Raw genomic sequence first — 25,542 nt, 5'->3', positions numbered from 1 at the left:
GCCCGGTCAACTGGGCCCGGTCGCGAGATGGAAGCCGGACCACACGCGATGACCGGCCGGAAAGCCCATCGAGGCCAGCGCGTTGATGAGCATGCCGTAGGCCAGGAACGACGTGGTCTCACCCTGGTCCGCCCCCAGCAGGAGGTGGATCTCGTCCCACATCGCCACCCAGCCGAGCCGCAGGCGCTCACCGAACTCGTGGTCACCCGCCGCCTCGGCCGCCGCGACAGCCGCGTACATCTGCATCTGCATCAGCAGCTTGTCGGGGTCGTCCACGATCAGCCGCTGGTACGCCTGAGCCAGGGCCTGCGACAGCTCCTCCCCCTCCAGCCCCTCGGCCGCCCGCTGGAACACCTCCCGGGTGTCCGCGAGGCACCGCTCGGACGCGGCGAGGAAGATGGCCTGCTTGCCGGGGAAGAGCCGGAACAGATACGGCTGCGAGACGCCGACCCGCTTGGCGATCGCCTCCGTCGAGGTGCCGTTGTACCCGCTGCGGGCGAACTCGGCGACCGCCGCCCGCACGACGCTCTCCCGCCTGTCCTCTGCGCTCATCCTTGCCATGCCCGTAAGTTATTGGTCACTCACTAACATGTCAAGGGCGGCGTCCGCGTGGAAGCCGACAGCGGAGGGACGCCGCGTGGGCACCCCTCCGCTCGGTGGCTGCGCCGCTCAGGCGAGGCGGACGACGGCGCGGGACATGCCCAGCACCTTCTTGCCGTCGCTCATGGCGATCAGGTCGACCCGGACGGTGTTGTCGTCCAGCTTCGCGGCGACCTTGCCGCTGACCTCGATCAGCGCCCCGCTGTCGTCGTTCGGCACGACGACCGGCTTGGTGAACCGCACGCCGTACTCGACGACCGCGCCCGGGTCACCGGCCCAGTCCGTGACGACCCGGATCGCTTCGGCCATGGTGAACATGCCGTGCGCGATCACGTCGGGCAGACCGACCTCGCGCGCGAACTTCTCGTTCCAGTGGATCGGGTTGAAGTCACCGGAGGCGCCCGCGTACTGCACCAGTGTGGCCCGGGTCACCGGGAACGACTGCGCCGGCAGCTCCGTACCGACCTCGACCGCCTCGTAGGCGATGCTCGCCGTCATCACGCCTCCTCGGCGGCGCGCGCCACCAGCTTGGTCCATGCGGTCACCACGTGCTCACCGGACTCGTCGTGCACCTCGCCGCGGACGTCCACGATGTCGTTGCCCGCCATCGTCTTGATGGCCTCGATCGTCGAGGTGACCGTCAGCCGGTCACCCGCCCGCACGGGACGCACGTAGGCGAACTTCTGGTCACCGTGCACCACGCGGCTGTAGTCCAGGCCCAGCTGCGGGTCCTGCACCACCTGGCCCGCGGCCTTGAAGGTGATGGAGAAGACGAACGTGGGCGGGGCGATCACATCCGAGTACCCCAAGGCCTTGGCGGCCTCCGGATTCACGTACGCGGGATTGGCGTCACCCACCGCCTCCGCGAACTCCCGGATCTTCTCCCGGCCGACCTCGTACGCCGGAGTGGGCGGATAGGTCCGCCCCACGAAGGACTGGTCGAGCGCCATGAGCCCGGTACCTCCTGGTGAAAGTCGAATGGGGCGTTGACCACCCGAGTCATCAAGATAAACGACACGAGGCCGCCCCCAGTGGGGACGGCCTCGTGTACGAGCCTGTTTCAGCGCGTTTCGCGGTGCGCGGTGTGCGAGTTGCAGCGCGGGCAGTGCTTCTTCATCTCAAGACGGTCCGGGTTGTTACGCCGGTTCTTCTTGGTGATGTAGTTCCGCTCCTTGCACTCCACGCAGGCCAGCGTGATCTTCGGGCGGACGTCGGTGGCAGCCACGTGAGTGCTCCTTGGACGGACGGATGGACGGACGAACGCAAAAAAGAGTAGCCGATCGAAGGACCGACCCCACAATCGGCTACCGTTAGTAGCGGTGACCGGACTTGAACCGGTGACACAGCGATTATGAGCCGCTTGCTCTACCGACTGAGCTACACCGCTTTGATGACGAGTTTCCCCGCCGAAGCGGGGTCACCCGGTCACCAGAGCCCCAATGCGGAATCGAACCGCAGACCTTCTCCTTACCATGGAGACGCTCTACCGACTGAGCTATTGGGGCGAGCGAGGAAGACATTACACGCTCTGTCGCCGATCGCCCAAATCCGTTTCCGCTTCCCGCACCGGACCCCCTCCCGGCCCCCGGACGGCCCTGGTGGCCGCCCCCCTGATCAGGCCCTTGATCAGCACGTACGCCACCTCCACGGGCAGGCCCACGGGCCCCCCTGACGCCGCTCCCACCGCCTGCCCCGCAAGGCCACATTCGTACGACTAATTCGCTCCTCCTCGGAGTGCAGCGGGACCCGGCCTAGGCTCGGCGCACTCTGCGTGATCTTGCGTTTCGTCCAGGACTTCCAGGAGCGCTGCGATGCCCGAAAGTCCCGGCGAGGCGCCCGGGCTCCTCCTCAGCGGGGCACGGCTCACGGACGGGCGCTCCGTCGACGTGCGGATCGGCGGGCAGCGCATCGAGGCCGTCGGGACGGCGGGCAGCCTCACCACCCCCGGCATCCGCCTGGACCTGCGCGGATACCTCCTGCTGCCCGCCCCTGCGGAGCCCCACGCCCACCCCGGCACGGCGCTCACCGCCACCACGGGGGGCTCGCCGTCCCACCGCCCCGAGGACGTCCGGCGCCGTGCCACCGAGGCCGCGCTGCTCCAGCTCAGCCACGGCGCCACCGCGCTGCGCGCCCATGTGCGCGTCGGCGGCGTACAGGAGCTCGGCCTGCTGGAGGGCGTGCTGGCGGCCCGCCGTTCCCTGCGGGGCCTCACCGACCTGACCGCCGTCGCCGTGCCCCGGCTCCTCACCGGGGTGGCGGGCGCCGACGGCCTCGCCGTGCTCCGTGACGCCGTGGACATGGGGGCGGGCGTGGTCGGCGGCTGCCCCGACCTCGACCCCGATCCGGCCGGTCACGCCGAAGCCGTCCTGGATCTCGCCGCCGCCCACGGGCTCCCCGTCGACCTGCACACGGACGGTGACGACCCGGCCCGGCTCGCCCGGCTGACCGCCATGGCCGGCGGGCTCCGCCCGGGCGTCTGCATCGGACCCTGCGCGGGCCTCTCGCGGCTTCCCGGCGACGAGGCGGCCCGCGCCGCCGACCGGCTCGCCGCCGCGGCCGTGACCGTGGTCTGCCTCCCGCAGGGCGGCTGTTCCGAGGCCCGGCTCCGCGGCACCCCGCCCGTACGGCTGCTGCGGGACGCCGGGGTGCGGGTGGCCGCGGGCAGCGGAGCCCTGCGTGACGCCTCCAACCCCGTCGGCCGGGGCGACCCCCTGGAGGCGGCGTACCTGCTGGCCTCGCAGGAGGGTCTCCGCCCCGAAGACGCCTACGACGCCGTCTCCGGCGACGCCAGGGCGGCCCTGGGCCTGCCCGGGGTGCGCGTCGAGGCCGGCTTCCCCGCCGAGCTGCTCGCCGTGCGCGGGGACGGGCTCGCCGGAGCGCTCTCCCTCGCGTACAGCAGGATCGTCGTGCACCGGGGGCGCGTGGTGGCGCGGACCAGTGCCGTACGTGAGTACCGCGACTCCGGGGCCGCCTCGTCGGCCCTCGACCTCCCCCGTCAGGGACGCACCGATTCCGGCCCCGGCGGCGGGCCTTGAGCACGAGCGCTCCCCGCGGCGTACGGTCGGAAGCATGCGCATTGTCATTGCAGGTGGACATGGTCAGATCGCGCTGCGGCTCGAGCGGCTGCTCGCCGCGCGCGGTGACGAAGCGGTGGGCGTCATCCGGAATCCGGAGCAGAGTGACGACCTGAGGGCGGCGGGCGCCGAGCCCGTCGTCCTCGACCTCGAATCGGCGTCCGTCGAGGAGGCGGCGGAGGTCCTGCGGGGCGCGGACGCCGCGGTCTTCGCGGCCGGCGCCGGCCCGAACAGCGGTTCGGCCCGCAAGGACACGGTGGACCGCGGAGCGGCCGTTCTCTTCGCGGACGCGGCGGAACAGGCGGGAGTGCGGCGCTACATCGTGGTGTCCTCCATGGGCGCCGACCCGGATCACACCGGCGACGAGGTCTTCGACGTCTACCAGCGGGCCAAGGGCGAGGCGGACGCGTACGTACGTTCCAGGAGCGGCCTGGACTGGACGATCCTGCGCCCCGGCATGCTCACGAACGACGCCGGGACCGGCCAGGTCCTGCTCGCCGCCTCGACGGGCCGCGGCCCGATCCCCCGCGACGACGTGGCGGCGGTGCTGACGGAGCTGCTGGACACCTCCGCGACGGCGGGTCTGACGCTGGAGCTGATCAGCGGGAGCAAGCCCGTTGCGGTCGCGGTGAAGGACGTCGCCGGGAACTGAGTGCGGGGGCCGCCGGACCGGCTCACTCCCCCGCAGGTGGTTTTCCGCAGGTCCGCTTCCTGCGGAGAACCGCAGCGGAGCGGACGGCCATCCGCATAGCGGCCGTTGAGCTGCGGTTTCTAACGTGGAGGGTGATCGGGGTAGACGCCCCGGGGTAATGACCCGCCGCCTTGGAGACTCATATGCATCTCATGTACTCGGCTTCGCCGCAGGAGCCCTCGGGTGGTATCGCGGGCTGGGCCACGGATCTCGTCGACACCATGGGCGGTCCCGGAGCCGGTCTGGCCATCGCGCTGGAGAACCTGTTCCCGCCGCTGCCGAGCGAAGTGATCCTGCCGCTGACCGGGTTCGCCGCCGGGCAGGGGGTCCTCAGCCTGGCTTCCGCGCTGTTCTGGACCACGCTCGGCTCGGTCGTGGGAGCCGTCGTCCTCTACTGGATCGGCGCGGCCTTCGGCCGTGAACGCATGCACACCATCTGGGGAAAGCTCCCGCTGGTGAAGGCCTCCGATCTGGTGCGCACGGAGAAGTGGTTCGCGAAGCACGGCACCAAGGCGGTCTTCTTCGGCCGTATGGTGCCGATCTTCCGCAGCCTCATCTCCATCCCCGCCGGTGTGGAGCGGATGCCGCTCCACGTCTTCGTCGCGCTGACCGCACTCGGCAGCCTGATCTGGAACTCCGTCCTGGTGATGGCCGGTTACTGGCTGGGGGACCGGTGGGAGACGGTGGAGACCTACGTCGGGTTCGCCTCCAAGGCCGTACTGGTCCTGGTGGTCGTGGCCGTCGCGACATACGTCGTCCGGAGGCTGCGCTCCACCGACCGGGCCCAGCACCGCCGCAGTTCATGACCCACCCCGGGCATCCGCGGGCGGCGGCCCCGCCTCCGCGTCAGCCCGATCGGTCTTGCTGCGCCCCCACGGCCGCACTAGGCTCCGCCGTCGTGGGCGGTCGGACACTCTCCTGGTTGCGCCGGGGCCTGGGCACGATCCTCGGCTGCGTGACCGCCTCGGCCGGATTCCTCTACTTCCTCGCGGCCGGCACCGCTCTCGGCCCCTTCCTGCTGTGGCCGCTCACCCGGGCCCGCGCCCTCGGCGTCCTCATGGCGGGAGCCCTGCGACTGACGGGCGTGGAACGGGCGCGGAGGTCCTTCTTCTTCGACGACCGCTTCCCGGAGCACTACGAGGCGTCCGGCCAGAAGGTCCTCCGCTACCTCGCGGTACGCAGCTATACCGGCCTGTTGTGCGCCCTCGTGATCGGGCTGCTGGGTTTCGGTGTCGTCCTGGCGGGACTGTTGTCCAGGGGGGTGGTCCAGGGCTCGCTCGGGTGGGACGAACTGCTGGTGCAGGCAGTCCTCGGCGGGGTGCTGCTCTTCCTCGACCTCCAGGGGCTCCGCTCGCTCGTCGCCCTGGACTCCCGGCTCGCCCGCGAGTGCTTCGGCCCCTCCGAGCAGGAGCTGTTGCGCCGTCGCATCGACGAACTGTCCAGCAGCCGGGCGGCGGTCGTACAGGCGGTGGACGCCGAACGCCGGCGCATCGAGCGGGACATCCACGACGGGATCCAGCAGCGGCTGGTGGCCCTGGCCATGCTGCTCGGCCGGGCGCGCAGGGGGCGCGAGCCCGAGCAGGCGGAGGCCCTGCTGCTCCAGGCGCACCAGGAGTCGAGGGACGTACTCGCGGAACTGCGCGAAGTGGCCTGGCGGGTCTATCCGTCGGCGCTCGACAGCCTGGGTCTCGAGGAGGCCCTGGGAGGGGTGTCCGAGCGGTGCTCCATACCCGTCCGTACCGTGTTCGATGTCAGCCGGCCTCTGCCACGGCCGGTGGAGACCGCCGCGTACTTCGTGGTGTCGGAGTGCGTGACCAACGCGGCCAAACACTCAGGTGCGACGGCGGTGTCCGTACGCGTCGTGCTGGGCGGGGGCGTGCTCACGGTGCGCACCCAGGACAACGGCAAGGGCGGCGCGGATCCTGCGGGCATGGGGCTGAGCGGCCTGCGCAGCAGGGTGGACGCGCTGGACGGCACCCTGCACATCGACAGCCCCGAGGGGGGACCCACCATGGTGACCGCGGAGCTTCCATGCGTCTGATGCTCGCCGAGGACTCGACGCTGCTGCGGGAGGGTCTGGTACGGCTCCTCGTCGAGGAGGGGCACGAGGTCCTGGCCTCGTTCGGGGACGCGGTGTCCCTGCTGAAGGAGATGGAGACGCGACGGCCGGACATCGTCGTCCTCGACATCCGGATGCCTCCGACGCACACCACCGAGGGGCTGCGCGCGGCCCTGGAGATCCGCGAGCGATGGCCGGAAACGGGCGTGCTGGTGCTCTCCCAGCACATCGAACGCCACTACGCGGCCCAGTTGCTGGCCTCCAGCGCGGAACGCGTGGGGTATCTCCTCAAGGACCGGGTCGCGCAGGTCGACGAGTTCCTGGACGCGTTGGAGCGCATCCAGGCGGGTGGCGCCGCCCTCGATCCCGAGGTGGTCCGGCAGTTGGTCATCCGCTCCACGCACGGGGACCCGCTGGCCCGCCTCACGCCCCGCGAGCGCAGTGTGCTCGAACCCCTGGCCCAGGGGCTCACCAACACGGCGATCGCGAAGCAACTGCACATCTCCGTGAGTGCGGTGGAGAAGAACCTCAACGCGATCTTCGACAAGCTGGAGCTGTCGCACACCACCGGTCACAGCCGGAGGATCCTCGCTGTCCTGAGGTACCTGGAGTCCTAGGTGTAACGACCCGCGAGGCGTTGCGGCTCGCCGGAACGTCCGCGGGCTACCGTCGGGCACATGAACGGTGGCCCGGACAGCCGAGGCTGGCTCCCCTGTTGTCTCAGCGGGGCGGTGTTCGCCGTATGCATGGCGGGGACGACCCTGCCGACCCCGCTCTACAGCCTCTATCAGGACGAACTCGGGTTCTCCGAGCTGACGGTGACGGTCGTCTACGCCGTGTACGCCTTCGGTGTCATCGGGGTCCTGTTGCTCGCCGGAAACGCCTCCGACGCGGTGGGCAGGCGGCCTGTGCTGCTGTGGGGCCTGGGCTGCGCGGCGGCGAGCGCCGTCTGCTTCCTGTGCGCCACCGCCCTGGGCTGGCTCTTCGCGGGGCGGCTGCTTTCGGGCCTGTCGGCCGGGCTGTTCACCGGGGCGGCCACCGCGTACGTCATGGAGCTGGCGCCCGGCAAGGGCTCCCCCAGGGCCTCGTTCGTGGCGACGGCCGCCAACATGGGCGGTCTGGGCTGCGGGCCGCTGCTGGCCGGAATCCTCGCGCAGTACGCACCCTGGCCGCTGTATCTGCCGTTCGTCGTACACCTGGTGCTGCTGGCCGTCTCTGCGGTTGTCCTGCTCGGCCTGAAGGAGACCGTGGGCGAGCGGCGCCCCCTGAGCACCGTCCGCCCGCAGCGCCCGGGGCTGCCGCCCCAGGTCCGTAAGGTCTTCAGGCCCGCGGCGCTCGCCTCCTTCGTGGGGTTCGCCCTGTTCGGCGTGTTCACCTCGGTCAGCCCCGCGTTCCTCTCCGAGTTCCTGGACGTGGACAACCACGCCGTGAGCGGTCTGATCGTCGCGCTGGCCTTCTTCGCCTCGGTCGCGGGCCAGTCGGCGGTCGGCAGGATCGGAGAACAGCGGTCACTGTCGCTGGGCTGCGCCGGCCTCCTGGGCGGACTGGCGCTGCTCGCGGCCGCACTCTGGTGGCAGCTGCTGCCCCTGATCGTGCTGAGCGCGCTCCTCGGCGGCGCAGGCCAGGGGCTGGCGTTCCGGGCGGCCCTGTCCCAGGTGGCGGCGGCGTCGCCCGCGGACAGCCGGGCGGCGGTGATCTCGACGCTGTTCGTGGTGGCGTACGCGGGCATCTCGCTGCCGGTGATCGGCGTGGGCATCCTCTCGGACCACATCGGGCTCCAGGACGCGGGGCTGGCCTTCATCGCGTGCATGGCCGTCCTGGTCACCTGCGCCGGCCTCTACCTCCTGCGGCGCCCCGCGGGGCAGAAGGCCTGAAGGCGGCTCGCCCGGCGCGTGACCACTGCTTCAGGAGTCCTGGGAAACCACCCGACTTGCGACAGGAGCCGCAAGTCAGGAGAAACACGCACCAAAAGGCTAGGGTCGGCGAGTGGACCGAACCGAGGAGAGCGCCGAAGGCGCAGGGCCGTTCACGACCCGGCTGACCTGGCACCTCAGCGACGGGGCCACCGCCGTATGGGAGTCACGACCGGCGCGCAAGCGCGGGCTGCTCACCGTGCGGGCCGTGAGTGAATCGGAACCCCTCTCACGAAGCGCGGACAGCGAATCGGTCGGCCGCCTCAGGCGGCTGAACACCATTGCCTCGGGTGCCTTCACGGTGGGTGGGGGCCTGTTCGCCGCCGGTGCCGCGGTGGCCCAGTTCGGCACCGGCGACGCGACGAGCGCCTGGATCTACTTCGTCGGCGGCCTGTTCTTCAACACGGGCGGTTACGCCTCGCTGCTCCAGGCGGTCAACGCTCCCCGCCGGGACAGCGGAATCGGTGCTCTTGCCGCAACGCGCTGGAGATGGTGGAGCTACGAGCCCGGACGGATCGACTGGCTGAGCACCTTCCTGCTGTTCGTGGGAACGCTCGTGTTCGGCATCAACCTGCTCAGCTCCCTGCTGCAGGGGCTCTCCGTGCAGCAGGAGAACAGGCTGATCTGGGCTCCTGACCTGGTCGGATGCATCCTGTTCCTGGTCTCGGGGCACCTTGCTCTGGCAGAGGTCTGCCACGGCCGGCCGGGCATCCGCCCCCGCGATCTCGGCTGGTGGATCGTCGCGGTCAACCAACTCGGATCCGTGCTCTTCATGGGTTCGGCACTGGCCGACTTCACCCGTCCCGCCACGGGGAGCGTCCTGAACATCGACATCGCCAACTGGGGCACCCTCACGGGCGCGCTCTGCTTCTCCGTCGGAGGCGTACTCCAGTCCTTCGAACGCCCCTAGGATGCGCCGACCGTCCGGCGCACTTCGCGGTCCCACGTGCACACATGCAGAAACCCCGCCCGACCTGGTGTTTAAGCAGGTCGGACGGGGTTTCCCGTCCTGTGGCGGCGCCAGGGTTCGAACCTGGGTAGGCTGAGCCGGCAGATTTACAGTCTGCTCCCTTTGGCCACTCGGGCACACCGCCTCGAACGACGCGTCGGATCCCGGTTGGGGCTCCTTGGCGACGTCGTAAACGATACCTGATGCCCAGGGGTGCTACGCCACCTGATTGATCAGCACCGGACGCGCCCGGGTGGCTAGGCTTTGTGCCGTACCCCAACGCATACGACGCAAGGAGCCACACGTCATGGCCGACTCCAGTTTCGACATCGTCTCGAAGGTCGAGCGGCAGGAGGTCGACAACGCCCTCAACCAGGCCGCCAAGGAGATCTCCCAGCGCTACGACTTCAAGGGGACGGGCGCGTCGATCTCCTGGTCCGGCGAGAAGATCCTGATGGAGGCGAACGGCGAGGAGCGGGTCAAGGCGATCCTCGACATCTTCCAGTCCAAGCTGATCAAGCGCGGGATCTCCCTGAAGTCGCTGGACGCGGGTGAGCCGCAGCTTTCCGGCAAGGAGTACAAGATCTTCGCCACGATCGAGGAGGGCATCTCCCAGGAGAACGCCAAGAAGGTGGCGAAGATCATTCGCGATGAGGGCCCGAAGGGCGTCAAGGCGCAGGTTCAGGGCGAGGAGCTGCGGGTCAGCTCCAAGAGCCGGGACGACCTGCAGGCGGTGCAGGCGCTGATCAAGGGCAAGGACCTCGACTTCGCGGTGCAGTTCGCCAACTACCGGTAGACGGTTCGCTGCCGTGTGCAGCGGGTCGTGGGCGGGGCGGGGCGTGCCGGTCGGCATGGCCCGCCCCGTAGCCGTGTCCTGAGGGGCCGGGCGGGCGCCGGGTCAGCGGCGGTCGCGGGAGTTGCCGAAGAGCAGGCGGTAGGCGATCAGCAGGACGAGGGATCCGGCGATGGCCGCCACCCAGGTGGCCGTGTCGTAGAAGTCCGTGCTGATGGGGCGGTCGAGGAAGCGGGACGACAGCCAGCCCCCGAGGAAGGCGCCCACGATGCCGATGACGGTCGTGCCGATGATGCCCCCGGGGTCGCGGCCCGGCAGAAGAAACTTGGCTATTGCTCCGGCCAGCAGCCCGAGGATGATCCAGCTGATGATGCTCATGTTCGCGTACCTACCCGTCACTTGTTCCTGCAAGCCAGGACGCTTGCGGGGACGGGTGCGGTTGCCCGCGGGCCGTCTGTCTAGCGGGTGGCGAACGGCTGGTCCGTGGGGACGATCTCCTTGCCGAAGGGCATCAGCGAGACCGGGATGAGCTTGAAGTTCGCGAGGCCCAGGGGGATGCCGATGATCGTGACGCACAGGGCGATGCCCGTGAAGATGTGGCCGAGGGCGAGCCACCAGCCGGCCAGGATCACCCAGAGGACGTTGCCGATGAGGGAACCGCCGCCCGCGTCGTGACGGTCGACGACGGTGCGCCCGAACGGCCAGAGGGCGTAGACGCCGATGCGGAACGCGGCCACGCCGAAGGGGATGCCGATGATCGTGATGCAGAGCAGGAGCCCGGCGGCGATGTAGCCGAGGAACATCCACAGTCCGCACAGGACCAGCCAAATCACGTTCAGGATTGCGTTCATGGTCGGTACCCTGCCATCTGCTCGAGTCGGGCGATGCGTTCGGCCATGGGCGGGTGGGTGGAGAACATCTTGGACATGCCCTGACCGGGACGGAACGGGTTCGCGATCATCATGTGACTCGCGGTCTCGATCCGTGGTTCGGGTGGGAGCGGAAGCTGTTTGGTCCCGGCGTCGAGCTTGCGCAGGGCGGACGCCAGGGCGAGCGGGTCCCCGGTGAGCTGGGCCCCGGACGCGTCGGCCTGGTACTCACGGGAACGGCTCACGGCGAGCTGGATCACGGAGGCGGCGAGCGGGCCGAGGATCATGATCAGGAGCATCCCGAGGAGGCCGGGGCCGTCGTCGTCGTCGGACCGGCCGACGGGGATGAGCCACGCGAAGTTGACCAGGAACATGACGACCGAGGCGAGGGCACCCGCGACCGACGAGATGAGAATGTCGCGGTTGTACACATGGCTCAGCTCGTGGCCGAGGACACCGCGCAGCTCGCGCTCGTCGAGGATCTGGAGGATCCCCTCCGTGCAGCACACGGCTGCGTTGCGCGGGTTCCGCCCGGTGGCGAAGGCGTTGGGTGCCTGGGTCGGGGAGATGTAGAGCCGGGGCATGGGCTGGCGGGCCGCCGTAGAGAGCTCTCGGACGGTGCGGTAGAGCTGCGGCGCCTCGAATTCGCTGACCGGGCGTGCCCGCATGGCGCGCAGGGCGAGCTTGTCGCTGTTCCAGTACGCGTAGGCGTTGGTGGCGAGCGCGACCAGGAGGGCCACGATCAGGCCGGTCCGTCCGAAGAAACTGCCGATGACGATGATGAGGGCCGAGAGGCCCCCGAGGAGTACAGCGGTTTTCAGCCCGTTGTGCCGGCGGTGCACGGTACGCCCTCCAAGTGGTGCAGCAGGGGAACCCTTGCTCGGTGGTGCTCCACTCCCCAGTGGAGCCTCCCGTACTGGTCAACGCGAGGCGACGGAAGCTAGTTCCCTTGTGCGAGGTGGCCGGGGGCACAGGCAGCAGGGGCGGATCCGGTCGGATCCGCCCCTGGGCCGTACGGGTGGGTGCGCCTGCGCGAGCCTGTGAGGGCCGGCGGCGACAGGTCAGCGCTGGGCGGGGAGCCCTGCGAGCGCGCGGGCTTCCGCGTCCGGCTCGACCTCGCTGGTGCAGTGGGCGCAGCGGCTGGCGATGGAGGGGATCTCGCTGTAGCAGTGCGGGCAGTCGCGCAGGGCGGCCTTGATGCCGGCCTTCTCCTCCTCCTCCTTGGTCGTGAAGCGGTTCTGGACCTTGGCCATGGGCAGGACGACCAGGAAGTAGAGGACCGCGGCGGTGATCAGGAAGGCGATGGCGGCACTGACGAAGAGGCCGTAGGGGAACGTCACGCCGTCGACGCTGTAGGAGGCCTTGCTGAAGTCGCCGGTGCCGCGGGTGAAGAGGCCGATGAGCGGCACGATGAACGCGTTGCTGAAGCCGGTGACCACCGCGGTGAAGGCGGCTCCTACGGCGAGGCCGATGGCCATGGAGATGACGTTCCCGCGAAGGATGAAGTCCTTGAACCCGTTCAGCACCGCTCTGGCTCCTCTGTGCTCTTCAGTGTGTGCTCGTCCTGCGCGCTCCGATACGTGACGCGTGCACGCATGACCATGCCCTGTGCGTGGCTGCACGGGCAAGCCGGTCGTAGCCGGTCAGAAGAGGCTGAGGGTGGCGAAACGGAGGATGAGCTGGGGGGCGCCGGACAGTGTGATTCCGGCTACGGCGGTGAGGGCGATCGCCAGGGTGAGCGGAGCGGGGACCCGGAGCGCGGGGGCCATGGGCGCCTGCTCGGCCGCCGGGGCCGGCTCCGGGGTGCTGAAGAGCGCGGCGGTCCACCGGAGGTAGTAGTACAGCGCGATCACCACGTTGACGGCCATGACGACGGCGAGCCAGCCGAGCCCGGCGTCGACGGCCGAGGAGAAGACGGTGACCTTGGCGAAGAGGCCGATGATGCCGGGCGGCAGGCCTGCCAGGCAGAGCAGGAAGAAGCCCATGGCGAGCGCGGCCAGGGGGCGGGTGGCGTACAGGCCGCGGTAGTCGCTCAGGCGGTTGCCGGGGCGGGTACGGGCGACCAGGGCGGCCACCGCGAAAGCCCCGAGGTTCACCACGGCGTACATGAGCGCGTAGGCGACGGTCGAGCCGATCTGGGCGTCGCTGGAGTACGCGGCGGCGGCGATCGGGACGAGGAGGTAGCCCGCCTGCCCGACGGACGACCAGGCGAGGAGGCGTACGGCGCTGCGGGCGCGGGTGGCGGTCTGCCGGAGTGCGGCGACGTTGCCGACGGTCATGGTGAGCGCGGCGAGGACGGCCAGGGCGGGGCCCCAGACGTCGGCGTACGACGGGAAGCCGATCACCGTGACGAGGATGAGGCCGGAGAAGCCGACGGCCTTGCCGACGACGGAGAGGTAGGCGGCGATGGGGAGCGGGGCTCCCACATAGGTGTCGGGGACCCAGAAGTGGAACGGCGCCGCGGCCGTCTTGAAGGCGAAGCCGACGAGGGTGAGGACGACGCCTGCCTCGGCGAGGGTGGAGAACCGGCCCGGTACGTCGTCGAGGCGGGCGGCGATCTCCGTGAGGTGCATCGTGCCGGCGGTCGCGTAGACGAAGCTGACGCCCAGGAGCATCACGGCGGTGGCGACGACGGAGGACAGGAAGAACTTCAGGGCCGCTTCGGAGGAACGGCGGTCGCCGCGCTTGATGCCGACGAGGGCGAACGCGGGGAGCGACGCGACTTCGAGGGCGACGACGAGGGTGGCGAGGTCCCGGGCGGCGGGGAGAAGCGCGGCTCCGGCCGCGGAGGACAGCAGCAGGAACCAGAACTCGCCCGCGGGGAGCTTGCGGGTGTCGCCGATCGAGAGCAGCGCGGTGAGCAGGGCTCCGCCGAGCACGAGGGCCTGGATGACGAGGGCGAAGTGGTCGGCGGTGTAGCTGCAGGCCTGTGTCCCGCCGGCGAGGCAGAAGGTGGAGCGGTCCCCGGCGCGCAGCGGGACGAGCATGACGAGCGCGGCTACGAGCCCGGCCACGGCCCCGTAGCCGAGGAGCGGCTTACGGCGTTCGCCGGTGAAGAGGTCGGCGACGAGGACGAGCAGGGCCACGGACGCCGCGATGACGGGCGGGGCGATCGCGAGCCAGTCGATGGACTGGACGAGGCTCGCCGCCCCGGTTGCGCTGTCGGCTGCCACGGTCACGACTTGCCTCCTGCGAGGAGCTTCTGCACGGCCGGGTCGGTGAGGCCGAGGAGGACGGCGGGCCAGAGGCCGGCGAGGACGGTCAGGGCGGCGAGCGGGGTCCAGGCGGCGAATTCGTAGTGCTGGATGTCGGCGACCGGCTGCTGCTCGCGGTGCTCGCCCATGCAGACGCGGCGTACGACGATCAGCATGTACGCGGCCGTGAGCAGGGTGCCGAGGGCGCCGATGGACATGAAGGTGAGGAAGGCGGGGCGGCTGAGCCCTTCGGCGGGGTCGAAAGCTCCGAACAGGGTGAGCAACTCGCCCCAGAAGCCGGCGAGGCCGGGGAGTCCGAGCGAGGCGACGGCGGCGAAGGCGAGGAGGCCGCCGAGCCGGGGCGCACGGCCGTAGAGAGCGGCTCCGGTGGCTCCGGACAGGGTGTCGAGGTCCGCCGTGCCGTAGCGGTCCTTGACCGCGCCGACCAGGAAGAACAGCAGGCCTGTGATGAGGCCGTGGGCGATGTTCGCGAAGAGCGCGCCGTTCACGCCGGTGGGGGTCATGGTCGCGATGCCGAGGAGCACGAAGCCCATGTGACCCACGGAGGAGTAAGCGATCAGGCGCTTGAGGTCGCCCTTCGCGCCGGGGCGCGCGAGGGCCAGGCAGGCGAGGGAACCGTAGATGATCCCGACGACGGCGAACGCCGCGAGGTACGGCGCGAAGGTCTGCATCCCGTCGGGGGTGACGGGGAGCAGGATGCGGACGAATCCGTACGTGCCCATCTTCAGCAGTACGCCGGCGAGGAGCACGGAGCCGACGGTCGGGGCCGCCGTGTGGGCGTCGGGGAGCCAGCTGTGCAGGGGCCACATCGGGGTCTTCACGGCCAGCCCGATCCCGACGGCCAGTACGGCGATGACCTGCACGGATGTGGTGAGGCCCCGGCCGTTGTCAGTGGCGAGTGCCACCATGTCGAAGGTGCCGCTCTTCAGTCCGATGAGGAGCAGTCCGAGCAGCATGATCACGGAGCCGAGCAGCGTGTAGAGGATGAATTTCCAGGCGGCGGGCTGCTTCCGGTCGCCGCCCCAGCGGGCGATGAGGAAGTACATCGGGATGAGGACCATCTCGAAGGCCAGGAAGAACAGCAGCAGGTCGAGGACGGCGAAGGTCGCGAGGGTGCCGGACTCGAGGACGAGGACCAGGGCGACGAAGGCCTTCGGGGAGGGGCCTGCGGGGAGCTTGAAGTAGCTGTAGAGCGCGCAGAGGAAGGTCAGCAGCGCGGTCAGCACGAGAAGGGGGAGCGAGATGCCGTCGGTACCGAGGTGGATCCGGACGTCGAGTGCCGGGATCCAGCTGATGTCCGTGGTGGCCTGCATCTTCGACGGGTGGTCGTGGTCGAAGCCCGCGGCCAGGACGAGCGCGGCGAGGAGTACGGCGCCGGTGACGGTCACGCCGTGGCGGAGCACGGCCTGGTCGGGGCTCCTGCCCTTGAGGCCGGGCGGGGCGGGCAGGAGCGCGGCGGCCGCGCCGAGGAGCGGGCCGACGACGATGAACGCCAGAAGGAACTGCATCACGGATGCGCTGATATCGAACACGGCTCACGCCCCGGCGTAGACGTTGGCAAAGACGACGGCGGCGATCGCCAGGACAAGGGTTCCGGCGAGCAGCGCGCCGAGGTAGGTCTGCACGTTGCCGGTCTGGGCGCGGCGGATCAGGGTGCCGAGTCCGCGGGCGATGCCGCCCGAGCCGTGTACGTAGGTGTCGACGACCTCACGGTCCAGGAAGCGGACGAGCCGTGCGGCGGCTCCCACGGGGTGGACGAACAGCGCCGTGTACACGGCGTCGAGGTGGAATCCGGTGACCGCGTGGCGGTGCAGCGGGCCCAGCAGGAGCCTGCCGGGGTCCGAGGGGTCCTGGGCGTCCGCGATGGTGCCGTACGCCGCGGTGTGCGAGGCCATGGCCTCGGCCTCCACGAGGGCGGGTTCGGCGTCGGGGTGAGCGGCCACCGCGCCGACCGGGGGGCGGTCCGCGAGTGCCGTGGTGTGGCGCCAGGCCCCGTAGGTGACGAGTCCACCGACGAGTCCTACGCCGGTGGAGAGGACGGCGGTCGTGAGGGACGGGGTGAGGCCGTGTCCGTCGAACCAGTCGGTGAGGACGCCGGTGGTGAGACCGAACGCGATGGTGGGGACGGCGAGGACCCAGAGGACGGAGGTCATCGCGGCGGGCTGCCTGCCGTGGTCCGGGGCCTCGGGGCCGCGCCCGCGGAAGGCGAGGAGCCACAGCCGGGTGGCGTAGGCGGCGGTGAGGACCGCGGCGGCGAGTCCGGCGACGAGGATCGTCCAGCCGGCCGCTGCGGGGGCGACGTCACGGTCCCCGAAGGCGGTGTGCTCGGCGGCGACGAGGACGGCTTCCTTGGAGAAGAAGCCGGCGAACGGCGGGATGGCGGCGAGCGCGAGGAGGGCGACGGTCATCGTCCAGTAGGCGTCGGGGATGCGCTTGGCCAGCCCGCCCATGCGGGACATGGCGGCGAGTGAGTTGGTTCCCGCGGCGTGGATGACGACGCCCGCCGCGAGGAAGAGGACGGCTTTGAACGCACCGTGCGACAGGAGGTGGAAGACGGCGGCCCCGCGGTCGCCCACGGCCAGGGCGCCGGACATGTAGCCCAGCTGGCCGATCGTCGAGTAGGCGAGGACGCGCTTGATGTCGTCCTGGGCGAGTGCGGCGAGTCCGGAGCCGATCATCGTGACGGCCGCCATGACGGCGAGGACGACCAGGGCGGCGCCGGAGGCTGCGAAGACGGGGAGGAGCCGGGCCACGAAGTAGATGCCGGCGGCGACCATCGTCGCGGCGTGGATGAGCGCGGAGACGGGGGTGGGGCCGGCCATCGCGTCGGGCAGCCAGGTGTGCAGGGGGAACTGCGCGGACTTGCCCGCGACACCGGCGAGGAGCAGCAGCGCGATGAGGGTGGGGTGGTCGAGCCCGCCGTTGGTGACGGCGGCCAGGATCCCGGTGATGCGGAAGGTGCCGGTGTCGGCGGCGAGCGCGAACAGGCCGATGAGGAAGGGCACGTCGCCGAGCTTGGTGACGAGGAAGGCCTTGAGGGAGGCCGCGCGGGCCTCGGGGGTCTCCCAGTAGTGGCCGACGAGGAAGTACGAGCAGATGCCCATGATCTCCCAGCCGACCAGGAGCACCATCAGGTCGCCGGAGTAGACGACGAGCAGCATCGCGGAGGTGAAGAGGGAGACGAGGGCCGCGTACGACGGGTAACGGACGTCGTCCTTGAGATACGCCGTCGAGTAGATCTGCACGCAGGTGGCTACGAGTCCGACGAGCACGGCGACGAGGACCGCGAAGCCGTCCAGGTGCAGGGCCAGGTCGACCGGGACCGAGCCGGTGGGGGTCAGCTGGGTCGCGGCGTCGATGGGCCGGCCGCCTCCCTGGCGGGCGGCGACGAGGACGGCGAGGACGGCGGCAGCGACCGTCGGTAGCACGGCGAGGGGACGGACGAAGCCGGGTACGGTCCGGCCCAGGAGCAGCCCTGCGGCGGCGCCCAGGAAGGGGAGGAGGGGGACGAGGACGGCGAGGGTCGTGGTGGTCACGCGGTGGCCTCTGCCTTCTTTGCCTTCCCTGCCGGAGCAGTGGCCTGGTCTGCGGTGGTGTCCCGGGCGTCGTTGTCCGCTTCGTCGGGGAGCGTCTCGGCGTCGTCGGTCTCCGCGGTGTCGCGGAGGCGGTCGACGTCCGAGCTGCCGCGGTTGCGGTAGACGGCCAGGACGATCGCGAGGCCGATGCCGATCTCGGCGGCGGCGATGGCGATCGTGAAGAGGGTGAGGGCCTGGCCGGCGTGGAGTGCGTCGCGGAGCCAGACGTCGAAGGCGACCAGGTTGAGGTTGACGGCGTTGAGCATGAGCTCGACGGACATCAGGACGAGGATCGCGTTGCGGCGGGCGAGTACGCCGTAGAGCCCGGTGCAGAAGAGGAGGACGGCGAGGACCGCGGGATAGGCGAGGTGCATCAGCTCTTGTCCTCCCGGTCGGCGGCGGGCCGTCCCTGCTTGTCCTGGTGCCTGCTGTCCTCGCTGCCCCGCCCGCCCTGGCGGCCCTGCCTGTCCTGGCGGTCCTGCCTGTCCTGGCGGTCCTTGCGGGACAGGACGATCGCGCCGACGAGGGCGGCGAGCAGCAGGACGGAGAGCGCTTCGAAGGGGAGCACCCAGTGCCGGAAGAGGAACTCCCCCGCGGCCTTGGTGGAGCCCTGGGCGGGACCGTCCAGATCGATCCAGGTCGTCCGGAAGGCGTCCACGACGACCCAGACGAGGGCGCCCGCGGCGGCGACGGATGCGCCGAGGGCGATCCACCGGTTGCCCGAATCGGCGTCCGGGGAGCGGCCGATGGGGGCTCTGGTGAGCATCAGCCCGAAGAGGAGGAGGACCACGATGGAGCCGATGTAGATCAGCACCTGCACCCATGCGATGAACTCGGCGGTGAGGAGGAGGTACTCCACCGCCAGGCCGCCGAGCGCGACGACGAGCCAGAGGGCCGCGTGCACGAGTTGCTTGGTCGTGACGGTGATGAGAGCCGCGCCGAACGTGGCGAGCCCGACCAGGAGGAAGGCGATCTCGACGCCGGTGGGTGAGAGGAAGCCGGGGTGGCCGGCTGTAGCCGCGAGGGTCATTCCTGGCCCTCCTCGTCCGGGGACTGCCCCGGCCTGGCCTGCTCAGCTTTCTGCGCCGCCTGGGCTTCCTGGGCCGCTTGGGCTTCCTGGGCCTGGAGCTTGTCGGCCGCCTTGCGGGCGGCGGCGATCTCCTTCGGCTCCTCGGCTCCCGGGTCGAGCGCGGGCGGCTCCGGAACGGTCCACATCCACTCGCGGAGCTTGTCGCGCTCGTGGGTGAGTTCGTGGATGTCCGTCTCCGCGTACTCGAACTCGGGCGACCAGAACAGCGCGTCGAAGGGACAGACCTCGATGCAGATACCGCAGTACATGCACAGGGCGAAGTCGATCGCGAAGCGGTCCAGGACGTTGCGGCTGCGCTCACGGCCGCCGGGGGCGGCCGGGGGCACCGTCTCCTTGTGGGAGTCGATGTAGATGCACCAGTCGGGGCACTCACGGGCGCAGAGCATGCAGACCGTGCAGTTCTCCTCGAACAGTCCGATGACGCCCCGGGTGCGGGGCGGCAGTTCGGGCTGGACGTCCGGGTACTGCGCGGTGACCGTGCGCTTCGTCATGGTCCGCAGGGTGACGGCGAGACCCTTGGCCAGGCCTGAGCCGGGGATCGGGGGCACTAGTTGATCGCCACCTTCACGATGCCGGTGAGCGCGATCTGCGCGAGGGCGAGGGGGATGAGCGTGGTCCAGGCGAGCTTCTGCAGCTGGTCCTCGCGCAGGCGCGGGTAGGTGACCCGGAGCCAGATGACGACGAACGCGAGAACGCCGGTCTTGAGCAGGGTCCAGACCCAGCCGAGCCCGTCCGCGCCGAGCGGCCCGTGCCACCCGCCGAGGAACAGGACCGTCGTCAGACCGCACAGGACGACGATCCCGGCATACTCGGCGAGCAGGAACAACGCGAACCGGAGGCCGGTGTACTCGGTGTACGCCCCGAAGATGATCTCCGAGTCGGCGACCGGCATGTCGAAGGGCGGGCGCTGGAGTTCGGCGAGACCTGCCACGAAGAAGACGAGCGCGCCGACGATCTGCCAGGGCAGCCACCACCACTCGAAGGCGTTGAGGATGCCGGGGAGCGAGACGGTGCCGGCCGCCATGGCCACGGAGGCGGCGGCGAGCAGCATGGGCAGTTCGTACGCGAGGAGCTGCGCGGCGGTGCGGAGGCCGCCGAGGAGGGAGAACTTGTTGGCCGAGGCCCACCCGGCCATCAGCGAGCCGAGCACGCCGACGCCCATGACGGCCAGCACGAAGAAGATGCCCGCGTCGACGACCTGACCGACCGCCCCCTCGCTGGGGCCGATCGGGATGGCGACGATCACGAGGAGGTACGGGAGCAGGGCGACGGCGGGTGCCAGCTGGAAGATGCGGCGGTCCGCTTCGGCCGGTACGACGTCTTCCTTCTGCGCGAACTTCACCCCGTCCGCGACGAGCTGCGCCCAGCCGTGGAACCCGCCCGCGTACATCGGGCCGAGGCGGCCCTGCATGTGGGCCATCACCTTGTGTTCGGCCTGTCCCACGATCAGCGGGACGACCATGAACACGGCGAAGACGATGACGAGGCGGAGGGCGACGTCGAGTACGTCGTTCACGCTGTATCGCCTCCGGCGGGACGGTCGGGACCGTCGGAACGGTCCGTGCGGGATGAGGAGTCGGGGGTGCCCTTACGCTCGGCGGTGCTGTCGGGGGCAGGGTCGGCGTCGTCCTGCGCGGGGGCCTCCGACGACGGCTCGGGCTCGCTCGGCCGCTCGGCGACCTCCGACTGCTCCTCGGGCTCGGGCTCGCTCGGCCGCTCGGCCTCGGACGGCGCCGGCCCTTCCGGGGCAGGCTGCTCCGGGGCAGGCCGTTCCGGCGCCGGCCGCTTCGGGGTGTCGTCGAAGGCGGGGCGCGCGTCGTGCCAGGGTGCGTCCGCCCCACCGGCCGCGCCCTTCGCGGGTGCCGAGCCGCCGTCGTCCCCCGGGCCGGCCGGAGGCGTGGCCGCAGGGCCGGTGGTCTGGCTCGCCGAGCCCTGGGAGGCGCTGCGGGTACGGCGTGGTGGCGCCGCCGGCTGCGGGGTCTCAGCCGCGTCCGGCCGCCGGCCCGCCGAGCCCTCGCTCGCGCTGCGGGCCCGGCGCACCGGGCGGTCGCCCGCCGCGCGGGCCCCTCGGGCGGGGCGGGCCGGTGCGGGCGGGAGCTGTCCCTTGAGCGGGCCCCATTCGTTGGGATCGGGCACCCCCGGCGGCAGCATGGTCCGCCGCTTGGGTCCCCCGTGTTCGGACTCTCCCGGCTCCTTCGCCCCCGGCCAGGCCTTGGCGACCCGGGCCGCCAGGACGAAGTCCTTGCGCAGCGGGTGGCCCTCGAAGCTCTCGGGCAGCAGCAGCGGGACCAGATGGGGATGGTCATCGAAGCCGATGCCGAACATCTCGTGCGTCTCACGCTCGTGCCACGCGGCGCCCGCGTAGACGCCGACGGCGGTGGGCAGGGTGGCCGCGTCGTGCGGAACGGTCGTACGGAGCAGCAGGCGCCGGACCGTGCCCCCGCCGAGAGCCGCGACATGGGCGCAGACCCGGAAGCCGGTGCCCGGTTCGTCGACGGCGCTCAGCCAGTCGAAGTAGGTGCAGCCCAGCTCGTCGCGGGCCGTTTCGAGGGCGGCGGTCCAGGAGGCGGCCGGGACGTCGACGGTCAGCAGGTCGTACGCGTGCGCGGCGGTGGCGTCCGCGCCGAAGACGTCGGTGACGGCGTCGGGGAGCGTGCTGTAGAGGTCCGGGGCGGTCACTTCCCCTCCTCCCCCGGTGCCTTCGGCGCCTCGACGAGACCGCTGCGCAGGGCGGCGGCCGACGGGCGGGCCGTGTCCTCGGTGCTGTACCGCTCGGCCAGCGATTCGCGGGCGATCTTCTCCTGGAGCTTGAGGATGCCCTGGAGGAGCGCCTCGGGCCGGGGCGGGCAGCCGGGCACGTAGACGTCGACGGGGATGATCTGGTCGACGCCCTTCGTCACGGAGTACGAATCCCAGTACGGTCCGCCGCAGTTGGAGCAGGCGCCGAAGGAGATGACGTACTTCGGCTCGGGCATCTGCTCGTAGAGCCGCTTCACGGCAGGGGCCATCTTGTCCGTCACCGTGCCGGAGACGACCATCAGGTCGGCCTGCCGGGGGCCGGGCGCGAAGGGGATGACGCCGAGCCGGATGAAATCGTGCCGCGCCATGGAGGCGGCGATGAATTCGATGGCGCAGCAGGCGAGTCCGAAGTTGAAGACCCACAGGCTGTAGCGGCGGCCCCAGTTCAGGACCACCTTCATCGGTTCGGGCGCGAGCCGGGACAGCACGCCGAGCCTCTTCGGCTCGGGCAGCGGCGTCGGGTCGGGCAGCGACACGGGGGGTTCGGGGTTCGGCCGGCTCGTCACGCCCATTCGAGGACGCCCTTCTTCCATGCGTAGAGCAGTCCCACGGCCAGGAAACCGAGGAAGATGAACATCTCCACCAGAGTCGTCGCCCCGTACCCGGGGGCCGCGAAGACCGTCGCCCACGGGAACAGGAAGATCGAGTCGACAGCGAAGATCACGTACAGGAAGGCGTACACGTAATAGCGAACCTGGGTGTGGGCCCAGCCCTCGCCCACGGGGTCCACGCCGCACTCGTACGTGAGGAGTTTCTCCGGCGTCGGGACCACGGGCCTCAGCAGCCGGCCGGCCCCGAAGGCGACGGCGACGAACACCACGCCCACCAGGGCGAGCAGTCCGACCACTGAGTAGCTCTGGAAGTAGTCCGACGCGAGAACGGTCGGTCCCGGCACGTCCGCCACGTCCGCCCCTCGCTCCCTCAACCTGTTCGACGGTCTGTACGCACGGGAGTCTAGGCCCTGTTAAAGAGACGGTAAGCAGCCCCGTCGCACAACGGGTGGGGCAGAAGGCGCATGACGGGTGGGGCGGGAGGTGACGGGGGAGAGCCGACGCGAGGTGGGGTTATCCCTACTCGTCCTCACCCACGAACCCCATGGCGTGGGCGCGCCCGGCCCGGCACGCTGGTCGTATGACCATGAGCCCCTCCCTGCCGGACAACGACCGGCCGCCGCCCGCGCGCTTCGCCTTCGACCGGTGGACGTGGAAGGAGATCGCGTATCTCCTGGCCAATCTGCCGATGGCGCTCGTCGGGTTCGTCTACACCGTGTTCCTGGTCGCCGTGGGCGCGGGGCTCTCCGTCACCGTGATCGGGCTGCCGCTGCTCGCGCTGGGGCTGAAAGGCGCGCGCGGTCTCGGCCGGGCCGAGCGCGGCAGGGCGCGGAGGATGCTCGGGGTGCGGATCGAGGAACCGAGCCCGATGGTGCGCGGCCGCCGGGACCAGGGCTTCTTCAGCTGGCTGTGGTCGGGGCTGAAGGACCCGGTCGGCTGGCGGGCGTTGCTGTATTCGTTCATCCGGCTGCCGTGGGGTGTGGCGACGTTCGCCGTGACGCTGGTGAGCCTGTTCGTCCTCTGGCCGGTGCTCCCCTACCTCGCGCGCGGCCTGACGAACGCGGACCGGGCGATGGTACGGGGGCTGCTCTCGCCCTCCGACGAACTGGAACGCAGGATCGCCGAGCTGGAGTCGGACCGGGGTGTGGTGGTGGACACGGCCGCCGCGGACCTGCGCCGCATCGAACGCGACCTCCACGACGGCGCACAGGCCCGCCTCGTCGCCCTCGCCATGGGCCTGGGGCTGGCGAAGGAGAAGCTCGAACACGACCCCGAAGCCGCCGCCCGCATGGTCGACGAGGCCCACGGCGAGGTCAAGGTCGCTCTCCAGGAACTCCGCGACCTCGCCCGCGGCATCCACCCCGCCGTCCTCACCGACCGCGGACTCGACGCCGCACTCTCCGCCATCGCCTCCCGCTGCACCGTCCCCGTGACCGTTTCGGTGCAGCTGCCGGCCCGCCCGGCCGAGGCCATCGAGGGCATCGCGTACTTCACGGTCTCCGAGCTCCTCCAGAACGTCAGCAAGCACAGCCGCGCCGGTCAGGCCTCGGTCGACGTGTGGCGGTCCGGCGACCGGCTGATGCTCCAGGTCCGGGACGACGGGACGGGCGGCGCCCGGCTCGACGGCGGTACGGGCATGTCGGGGCTGGCGGAGCGGCTGGGAGCGGTCGACGGGGTGTTCGTCCTGGACTCCCCCGAGGGCGGCCCGACCACGGTCACCGCGGAGCTGCCCTGGCGCGACCGCCTCGCCACCGTGGCCGAGCGGGCCGGTGCGGCGTGACGCGGCGACAGCGGGGGCTCCCGTCCCGGGTAGGGGGCGGGGCGTCCCCGTGGTGGGGAAAACCCCCGGCCGGATACGGAGACGGCCCTCATGGTGAGGCGGGCCCCGGCACAGCACTCTTGAGCTATCAGCCGTTGTATCGGTCCGCGGGGAGTTCCCGCTCAGAAGAAACGGACGGACGCCACTGATGGCCACGGCATACGGACCGGACACCCGGGACCAGCACAGGCCCGGCACCGGGTCGGGGGGCTACCCGCCGGCGAAGCACTTCTTCCCCGCGGCGCTCCGCGCGCCCTTCGAGGCGCGTACGTGGCGCGAGCTGGCCTATCTGCTCCTGAGCCTGCCGATCAGCGTGGTGCTGTTCTCCTTCGCGGTGACCATGGTGTCGCTCGGCCTCGGCATGCTGATCACCTTCCTCGGCATTCCGATACTCGCCGCCGGCCTCGTCATGTGCCGCGGCTTCGGTGTCATGGAACGCGGCCGGGCGCGCGGGCTGCTGAAGCTGGATGTCGCGGATCCCGCACCGGTGCGCGGCAGGGGCGGCCTGATGTCCTGGGTCGGCGCGACGCTGAAGAGCGGGGTGTCCTGGCGGCATCTCCTCTACGCGGTGCTGCACATGCCGTGGGCGGTGTTCGCGTTCACCGTGGCGGTGACCTTCTGGTCCTACGGCTGGGCCGCGTTCACCTATCCGCTGTGGCACTGGGTCTTCCCCGCGTACGTGGGTGTCGACGGCCTCCAGCTGTACGGCGACAACACGCACCAGGTCTACCTCGACTCGCCCTTCGAGCTGGCGGTCACCAGCGGGCTCGGCCTGGCTCTCGTCCTGGTCACGCCGTGGATCATCAGGGGCCTGGCGACCGTGGACCGGGCCATGGTCGCGGGTCTGCTCGGCCCTTCCCGGCTGGCCACCAGGGTCTCGGAGCTGGAGTCGGGCCGGGGTGTGGTGGTGGACACGGCCGCCGCGGACCTGCGCCGCATCGAACGCGACCTCCACGACGGCGCACAGGCCCGCCTCGTCGCCCTCGCCATGGATCTGGGGCTGGCGAAGGAGAAGCTCGAACACGACCCCGAAGCCGCCGCCCGCATGGTCGACGAGGCCCACGGCGAGGTCAAGGTCGCCCTCCAGGAACTCCGCGACCTCGCCCGCGGCATCCACCCCGCCGTCCTCACCGACCGCGGACTCGACGCCGCACTCTCCGCCATCGCCTCCCGCTGCACCGTCCCCGTGAAGGTCGTGGTGGACCTGGAGTCGCGACCCGCGCAGGCCATCGAGGGCATCGCCTACTTCACGGTCTCCGAACTCCTCCAGAACGTCAGCAAGCACGCCCGGGCCACCCGCGCCTCGGTCGACGTGTGGCGGGCGGCGGACCGGCTGATGCTCCAGGTCAGCGATGACGGGCGCGGCGGAGCCGGTGTGTCGACGGGCAGCGGTCTCGCCGGGCTGACGGAGCGACTGGACGCGGTGGACGGCATCCTCGTCGTCGACTCCCCCGCCGGCGGACCCACGACCGTCACGGCCGAGCTGCCCTGGCGGGGCTGACCATCCGGCTCCGCACCGCGCCGCAGTGCCCCGGCCGCCATCAC

At 70.8% G+C, this 25,542-nt stretch carries 28 protein-coding genes and 3 tRNA genes; 10 read left to right on the top strand and 21 right to left on the bottom strand.

Translation table 11 applies throughout. The annotated features are described in order from the left end of the window. Positions 1-6 precede the first annotated feature (6 nt). From ACIBCU_RS07785 to ACIBCU_RS07760, 6 genes are all read right to left on the bottom strand, one after another. The gene (locus tag ACIBCU_RS07785; protein ID WP_362933778.1) at positions 7-561 is read right to left on the bottom strand and encodes a TetR/AcrR family transcriptional regulator; all 555 of its coding nucleotides are present in this window, start codon (positions 559-561) and stop codon (positions 7-9) included. A 108-nt stretch (positions 562-669) separates the two neighbouring features. Continuing rightward, positions 670-1,098: a MaoC family dehydratase gene (locus ACIBCU_RS07780; RefSeq protein WP_362933775.1), complete on the bottom strand. Its 429-nt coding sequence runs from the start codon at positions 1,096-1,098 to the stop codon at positions 670-672. Next, positions 1,098-1,550 (bottom strand): MaoC family dehydratase N-terminal domain-containing protein, encoded by a 453-nt coding sequence (locus tag ACIBCU_RS07775; protein ID WP_399230019.1) that lies wholly within the window; start codon positions 1,548-1,550, stop codon positions 1,098-1,100. Before ACIBCU_RS07775 ends, ACIBCU_RS07780 begins: the two co-directional genes overlap by 1 nt. A 110-nt stretch (positions 1,551-1,660) precedes the next feature. Further along, a complete protein-coding gene (gene rpmG / locus ACIBCU_RS07770) occupies positions 1,661-1,825 on the bottom strand; it encodes a 50S ribosomal protein L33 (protein WP_003956487.1) in 165 nt (54 codons plus the stop codon). Positions 1,826-1,914: 89 nt separating this feature from the next. Next, positions 1,915-1,987 (bottom strand) — tRNA-Met (locus ACIBCU_RS07765). Between the two features lie 45 nt (positions 1,988-2,032). Next, positions 2,033-2,105, bottom strand: a tRNA-Thr gene (locus ACIBCU_RS07760). Positions 2,106-2,411: 306 nt separating this feature from the next. On the opposite strand from ACIBCU_RS07760, the gene ACIBCU_RS07755 reads away from it, so the two are divergent. The 7 genes from ACIBCU_RS07755 to ACIBCU_RS07725 all read left to right on the top strand — a co-directional run bounded on the left by ACIBCU_RS07755 (position 2,412) and on the right by ACIBCU_RS07725 (position 9,247). Then, on the top strand, positions 2,412-3,635 hold the full coding sequence (locus tag ACIBCU_RS07755; RefSeq protein ID WP_399230017.1) for an amidohydrolase family protein: 1,224 nt from the start codon (positions 2,412-2,414) through the stop codon (positions 3,633-3,635). 34 nt (positions 3,636-3,669) lie between these two features. After that, positions 3,670-4,326: an SDR family oxidoreductase gene (locus ACIBCU_RS07750; protein WP_362933766.1), complete on the top strand. Its 657-nt coding sequence runs from the start codon at positions 3,670-3,672 to the stop codon at positions 4,324-4,326. A 182-nt stretch (positions 4,327-4,508) separates the two neighbouring features. Further along, the gene (locus ACIBCU_RS07745; RefSeq protein WP_399230014.1) at positions 4,509-5,171 is read left to right on the top strand and encodes a DedA family protein; all 663 of its coding nucleotides are present in this window, start codon (positions 4,509-4,511) and stop codon (positions 5,169-5,171) included. A 92-nt stretch (positions 5,172-5,263) separates the two neighbouring features. Further along, positions 5,264-6,406 (top strand): sensor histidine kinase, encoded by a 1,143-nt coding sequence (locus tag ACIBCU_RS07740; protein ID WP_399230012.1) that lies wholly within the window; start codon positions 5,264-5,266, stop codon positions 6,404-6,406. Next, positions 6,397-7,041, top strand: coding sequence for a response regulator transcription factor (locus ACIBCU_RS07735; protein ID WP_362933757.1), 645 nt, complete (start codon positions 6,397-6,399; stop codon positions 7,039-7,041). The genes ACIBCU_RS07740 and ACIBCU_RS07735 overlap by 10 nt, the downstream gene beginning before the upstream one ends. A 60-nt stretch (positions 7,042-7,101) precedes the next feature. Continuing rightward, a complete protein-coding gene (locus tag ACIBCU_RS07730; protein ID WP_362933754.1) occupies positions 7,102-8,298 on the top strand; it encodes an MFS transporter in 1,197 nt (398 codons plus the stop codon). A gap of 112 nt (positions 8,299-8,410) precedes the next feature. Further along, entirely contained in the window at positions 8,411-9,247 is an 837-nt protein-coding gene (locus ACIBCU_RS07725) for a hypothetical protein (RefSeq protein ID WP_399230009.1), read from the top strand. Between the two features lie 102 nt (positions 9,248-9,349). On the opposite strand, the gene ACIBCU_RS07720 is transcribed toward ACIBCU_RS07725, so the two are convergent. Next, a tRNA-Tyr gene (locus ACIBCU_RS07720) sits at positions 9,350-9,431 on the bottom strand. A 162-nt stretch (positions 9,432-9,593) separates the two neighbouring features. Between ACIBCU_RS07720 and ACIBCU_RS07715 the strand changes: the two genes are divergently transcribed. Further along, a complete protein-coding gene (locus ACIBCU_RS07715) occupies positions 9,594-10,082 on the top strand; it encodes a YajQ family cyclic di-GMP-binding protein (protein ID WP_014154639.1) in 489 nt (162 codons plus the stop codon). A 102-nt stretch (positions 10,083-10,184) separates the two neighbouring features. Here ACIBCU_RS07715 and ACIBCU_RS07710 read toward each other — a convergent pair whose 3' ends face one another. From ACIBCU_RS07710 to ACIBCU_RS07645, 14 genes are all read right to left on the bottom strand, one after another. Continuing rightward, a complete protein-coding gene (locus ACIBCU_RS07710) occupies positions 10,185-10,457 on the bottom strand; it encodes a GlsB/YeaQ/YmgE family stress response membrane protein (RefSeq protein ID WP_104788223.1) in 273 nt (90 codons plus the stop codon). An 80-nt stretch (positions 10,458-10,537) separates the two neighbouring features. Then, on the bottom strand, positions 10,538-10,930 hold the full coding sequence (locus tag ACIBCU_RS07705) for a YccF domain-containing protein (RefSeq protein WP_362933748.1): 393 nt from the start codon (positions 10,928-10,930) through the stop codon (positions 10,538-10,540). After that, positions 10,927-11,790 carry a zinc metalloprotease HtpX gene (gene htpX / locus ACIBCU_RS07700; protein WP_099173877.1) on the bottom strand — a complete coding sequence of 288 codons (864 nt, stop codon included), beginning with the start codon at positions 11,788-11,790 and terminating at the stop codon, positions 10,927-10,929. Before htpX ends, ACIBCU_RS07705 begins: the two co-directional genes overlap by 4 nt. Positions 11,791-12,009: 219 nt before the next feature. Beyond that, on the bottom strand, positions 12,010-12,474 hold the full coding sequence (mscL, locus tag ACIBCU_RS07695) for a large conductance mechanosensitive channel protein MscL (protein ID WP_362933745.1): 465 nt from the start codon (positions 12,472-12,474) through the stop codon (positions 12,010-12,012). A 117-nt stretch (positions 12,475-12,591) separates the two neighbouring features. Beyond that, a complete protein-coding gene (locus ACIBCU_RS07690) occupies positions 12,592-14,127 on the bottom strand; it encodes an NADH-quinone oxidoreductase subunit N (protein WP_362933741.1) in 1,536 nt (511 codons plus the stop codon). Beyond that, positions 14,124-15,671 carry an NADH-quinone oxidoreductase subunit M gene (locus ACIBCU_RS07685; protein ID WP_399230872.1) on the bottom strand — a complete coding sequence of 516 codons (1,548 nt, stop codon included), beginning with the start codon at positions 15,669-15,671 and terminating at the stop codon, positions 14,124-14,126. The genes ACIBCU_RS07690 and ACIBCU_RS07685 overlap by 4 nt, the downstream gene beginning before the upstream one ends. A gap of 27 nt (positions 15,672-15,698) precedes the next feature. After that, complete coding sequence (locus ACIBCU_RS07680; RefSeq protein ID WP_399230005.1) at positions 15,699-17,699, bottom strand: NADH-quinone oxidoreductase subunit L; 2,001 nt, start codon at positions 17,697-17,699, stop codon at positions 15,699-15,701. Then, on the bottom strand, positions 17,696-18,112 hold the full coding sequence (gene nuoK / locus ACIBCU_RS07675) for an NADH-quinone oxidoreductase subunit NuoK (RefSeq protein ID WP_399230003.1): 417 nt from the start codon (positions 18,110-18,112) through the stop codon (positions 17,696-17,698). Before nuoK ends, ACIBCU_RS07680 begins: the two co-directional genes overlap by 4 nt. After that, positions 18,112-18,768 carry an NADH-quinone oxidoreductase subunit J gene (locus tag ACIBCU_RS07670; RefSeq protein ID WP_399230001.1) on the bottom strand — a complete coding sequence of 219 codons (657 nt, stop codon included), beginning with the start codon at positions 18,766-18,768 and terminating at the stop codon, positions 18,112-18,114. The genes nuoK and ACIBCU_RS07670 overlap by 1 nt, the downstream gene beginning before the upstream one ends. Beyond that, positions 18,765-19,376 (bottom strand): NuoI/complex I 23 kDa subunit family protein, encoded by a 612-nt coding sequence (locus tag ACIBCU_RS07665; RefSeq protein WP_399229999.1) that lies wholly within the window; start codon positions 19,374-19,376, stop codon positions 18,765-18,767. The genes ACIBCU_RS07670 and ACIBCU_RS07665 overlap by 4 nt, the downstream gene beginning before the upstream one ends. Continuing rightward, entirely contained in the window at positions 19,376-20,344 is a 969-nt protein-coding gene (locus tag ACIBCU_RS07660; protein WP_104788209.1) for a complex I subunit 1 family protein, read from the bottom strand. Before ACIBCU_RS07660 ends, ACIBCU_RS07665 begins: the two co-directional genes overlap by 1 nt. Beyond that, positions 20,341-21,507, bottom strand: coding sequence for an NADH-quinone oxidoreductase subunit C (locus ACIBCU_RS07655; protein ID WP_399229997.1), 1,167 nt, complete (start codon positions 21,505-21,507; stop codon positions 20,341-20,343). The genes ACIBCU_RS07660 and ACIBCU_RS07655 overlap by 4 nt, the downstream gene beginning before the upstream one ends. Then, positions 21,504-22,139, bottom strand: coding sequence for an NADH-quinone oxidoreductase subunit B (locus ACIBCU_RS07650; protein WP_399229995.1), 636 nt, complete (start codon positions 22,137-22,139; stop codon positions 21,504-21,506). The genes ACIBCU_RS07655 and ACIBCU_RS07650 overlap by 4 nt, the downstream gene beginning before the upstream one ends. After that, a complete protein-coding gene (locus tag ACIBCU_RS07645; protein ID WP_099173887.1) occupies positions 22,130-22,531 on the bottom strand; it encodes an NADH-quinone oxidoreductase subunit A in 402 nt (133 codons plus the stop codon). The genes ACIBCU_RS07650 and ACIBCU_RS07645 overlap by 10 nt, the downstream gene beginning before the upstream one ends. 227 nt (positions 22,532-22,758) lie before the next feature. Between ACIBCU_RS07645 and ACIBCU_RS07640 the strand changes: the two genes are divergently transcribed. Further along, positions 22,759-23,958: a sensor domain-containing protein gene (locus tag ACIBCU_RS07640; RefSeq protein ID WP_362933720.1), complete on the top strand. Its 1,200-nt coding sequence runs from the start codon at positions 22,759-22,761 to the stop codon at positions 23,956-23,958. A 187-nt stretch (positions 23,959-24,145) separates the two neighbouring features. Further along, the gene (locus ACIBCU_RS07635; protein ID WP_399229992.1) at positions 24,146-25,498 is read left to right on the top strand and encodes a sensor histidine kinase; all 1,353 of its coding nucleotides are present in this window, start codon (positions 24,146-24,148) and stop codon (positions 25,496-25,498) included. Positions 25,499-25,542: the final 44 nt, after the last annotated feature.

The sequence above is a fragment of the Streptomyces sp. NPDC051064 genome (assembly GCF_044455985.1).
GTDB lineage: Bacteria > Actinomycetota > Actinomycetes > Streptomycetales > Streptomycetaceae > Streptomyces.
The sequence above is the reverse complement of the archived record's forward strand: the minus strand, read 5'-3'. Positions and strand labels throughout refer to the sequence as shown.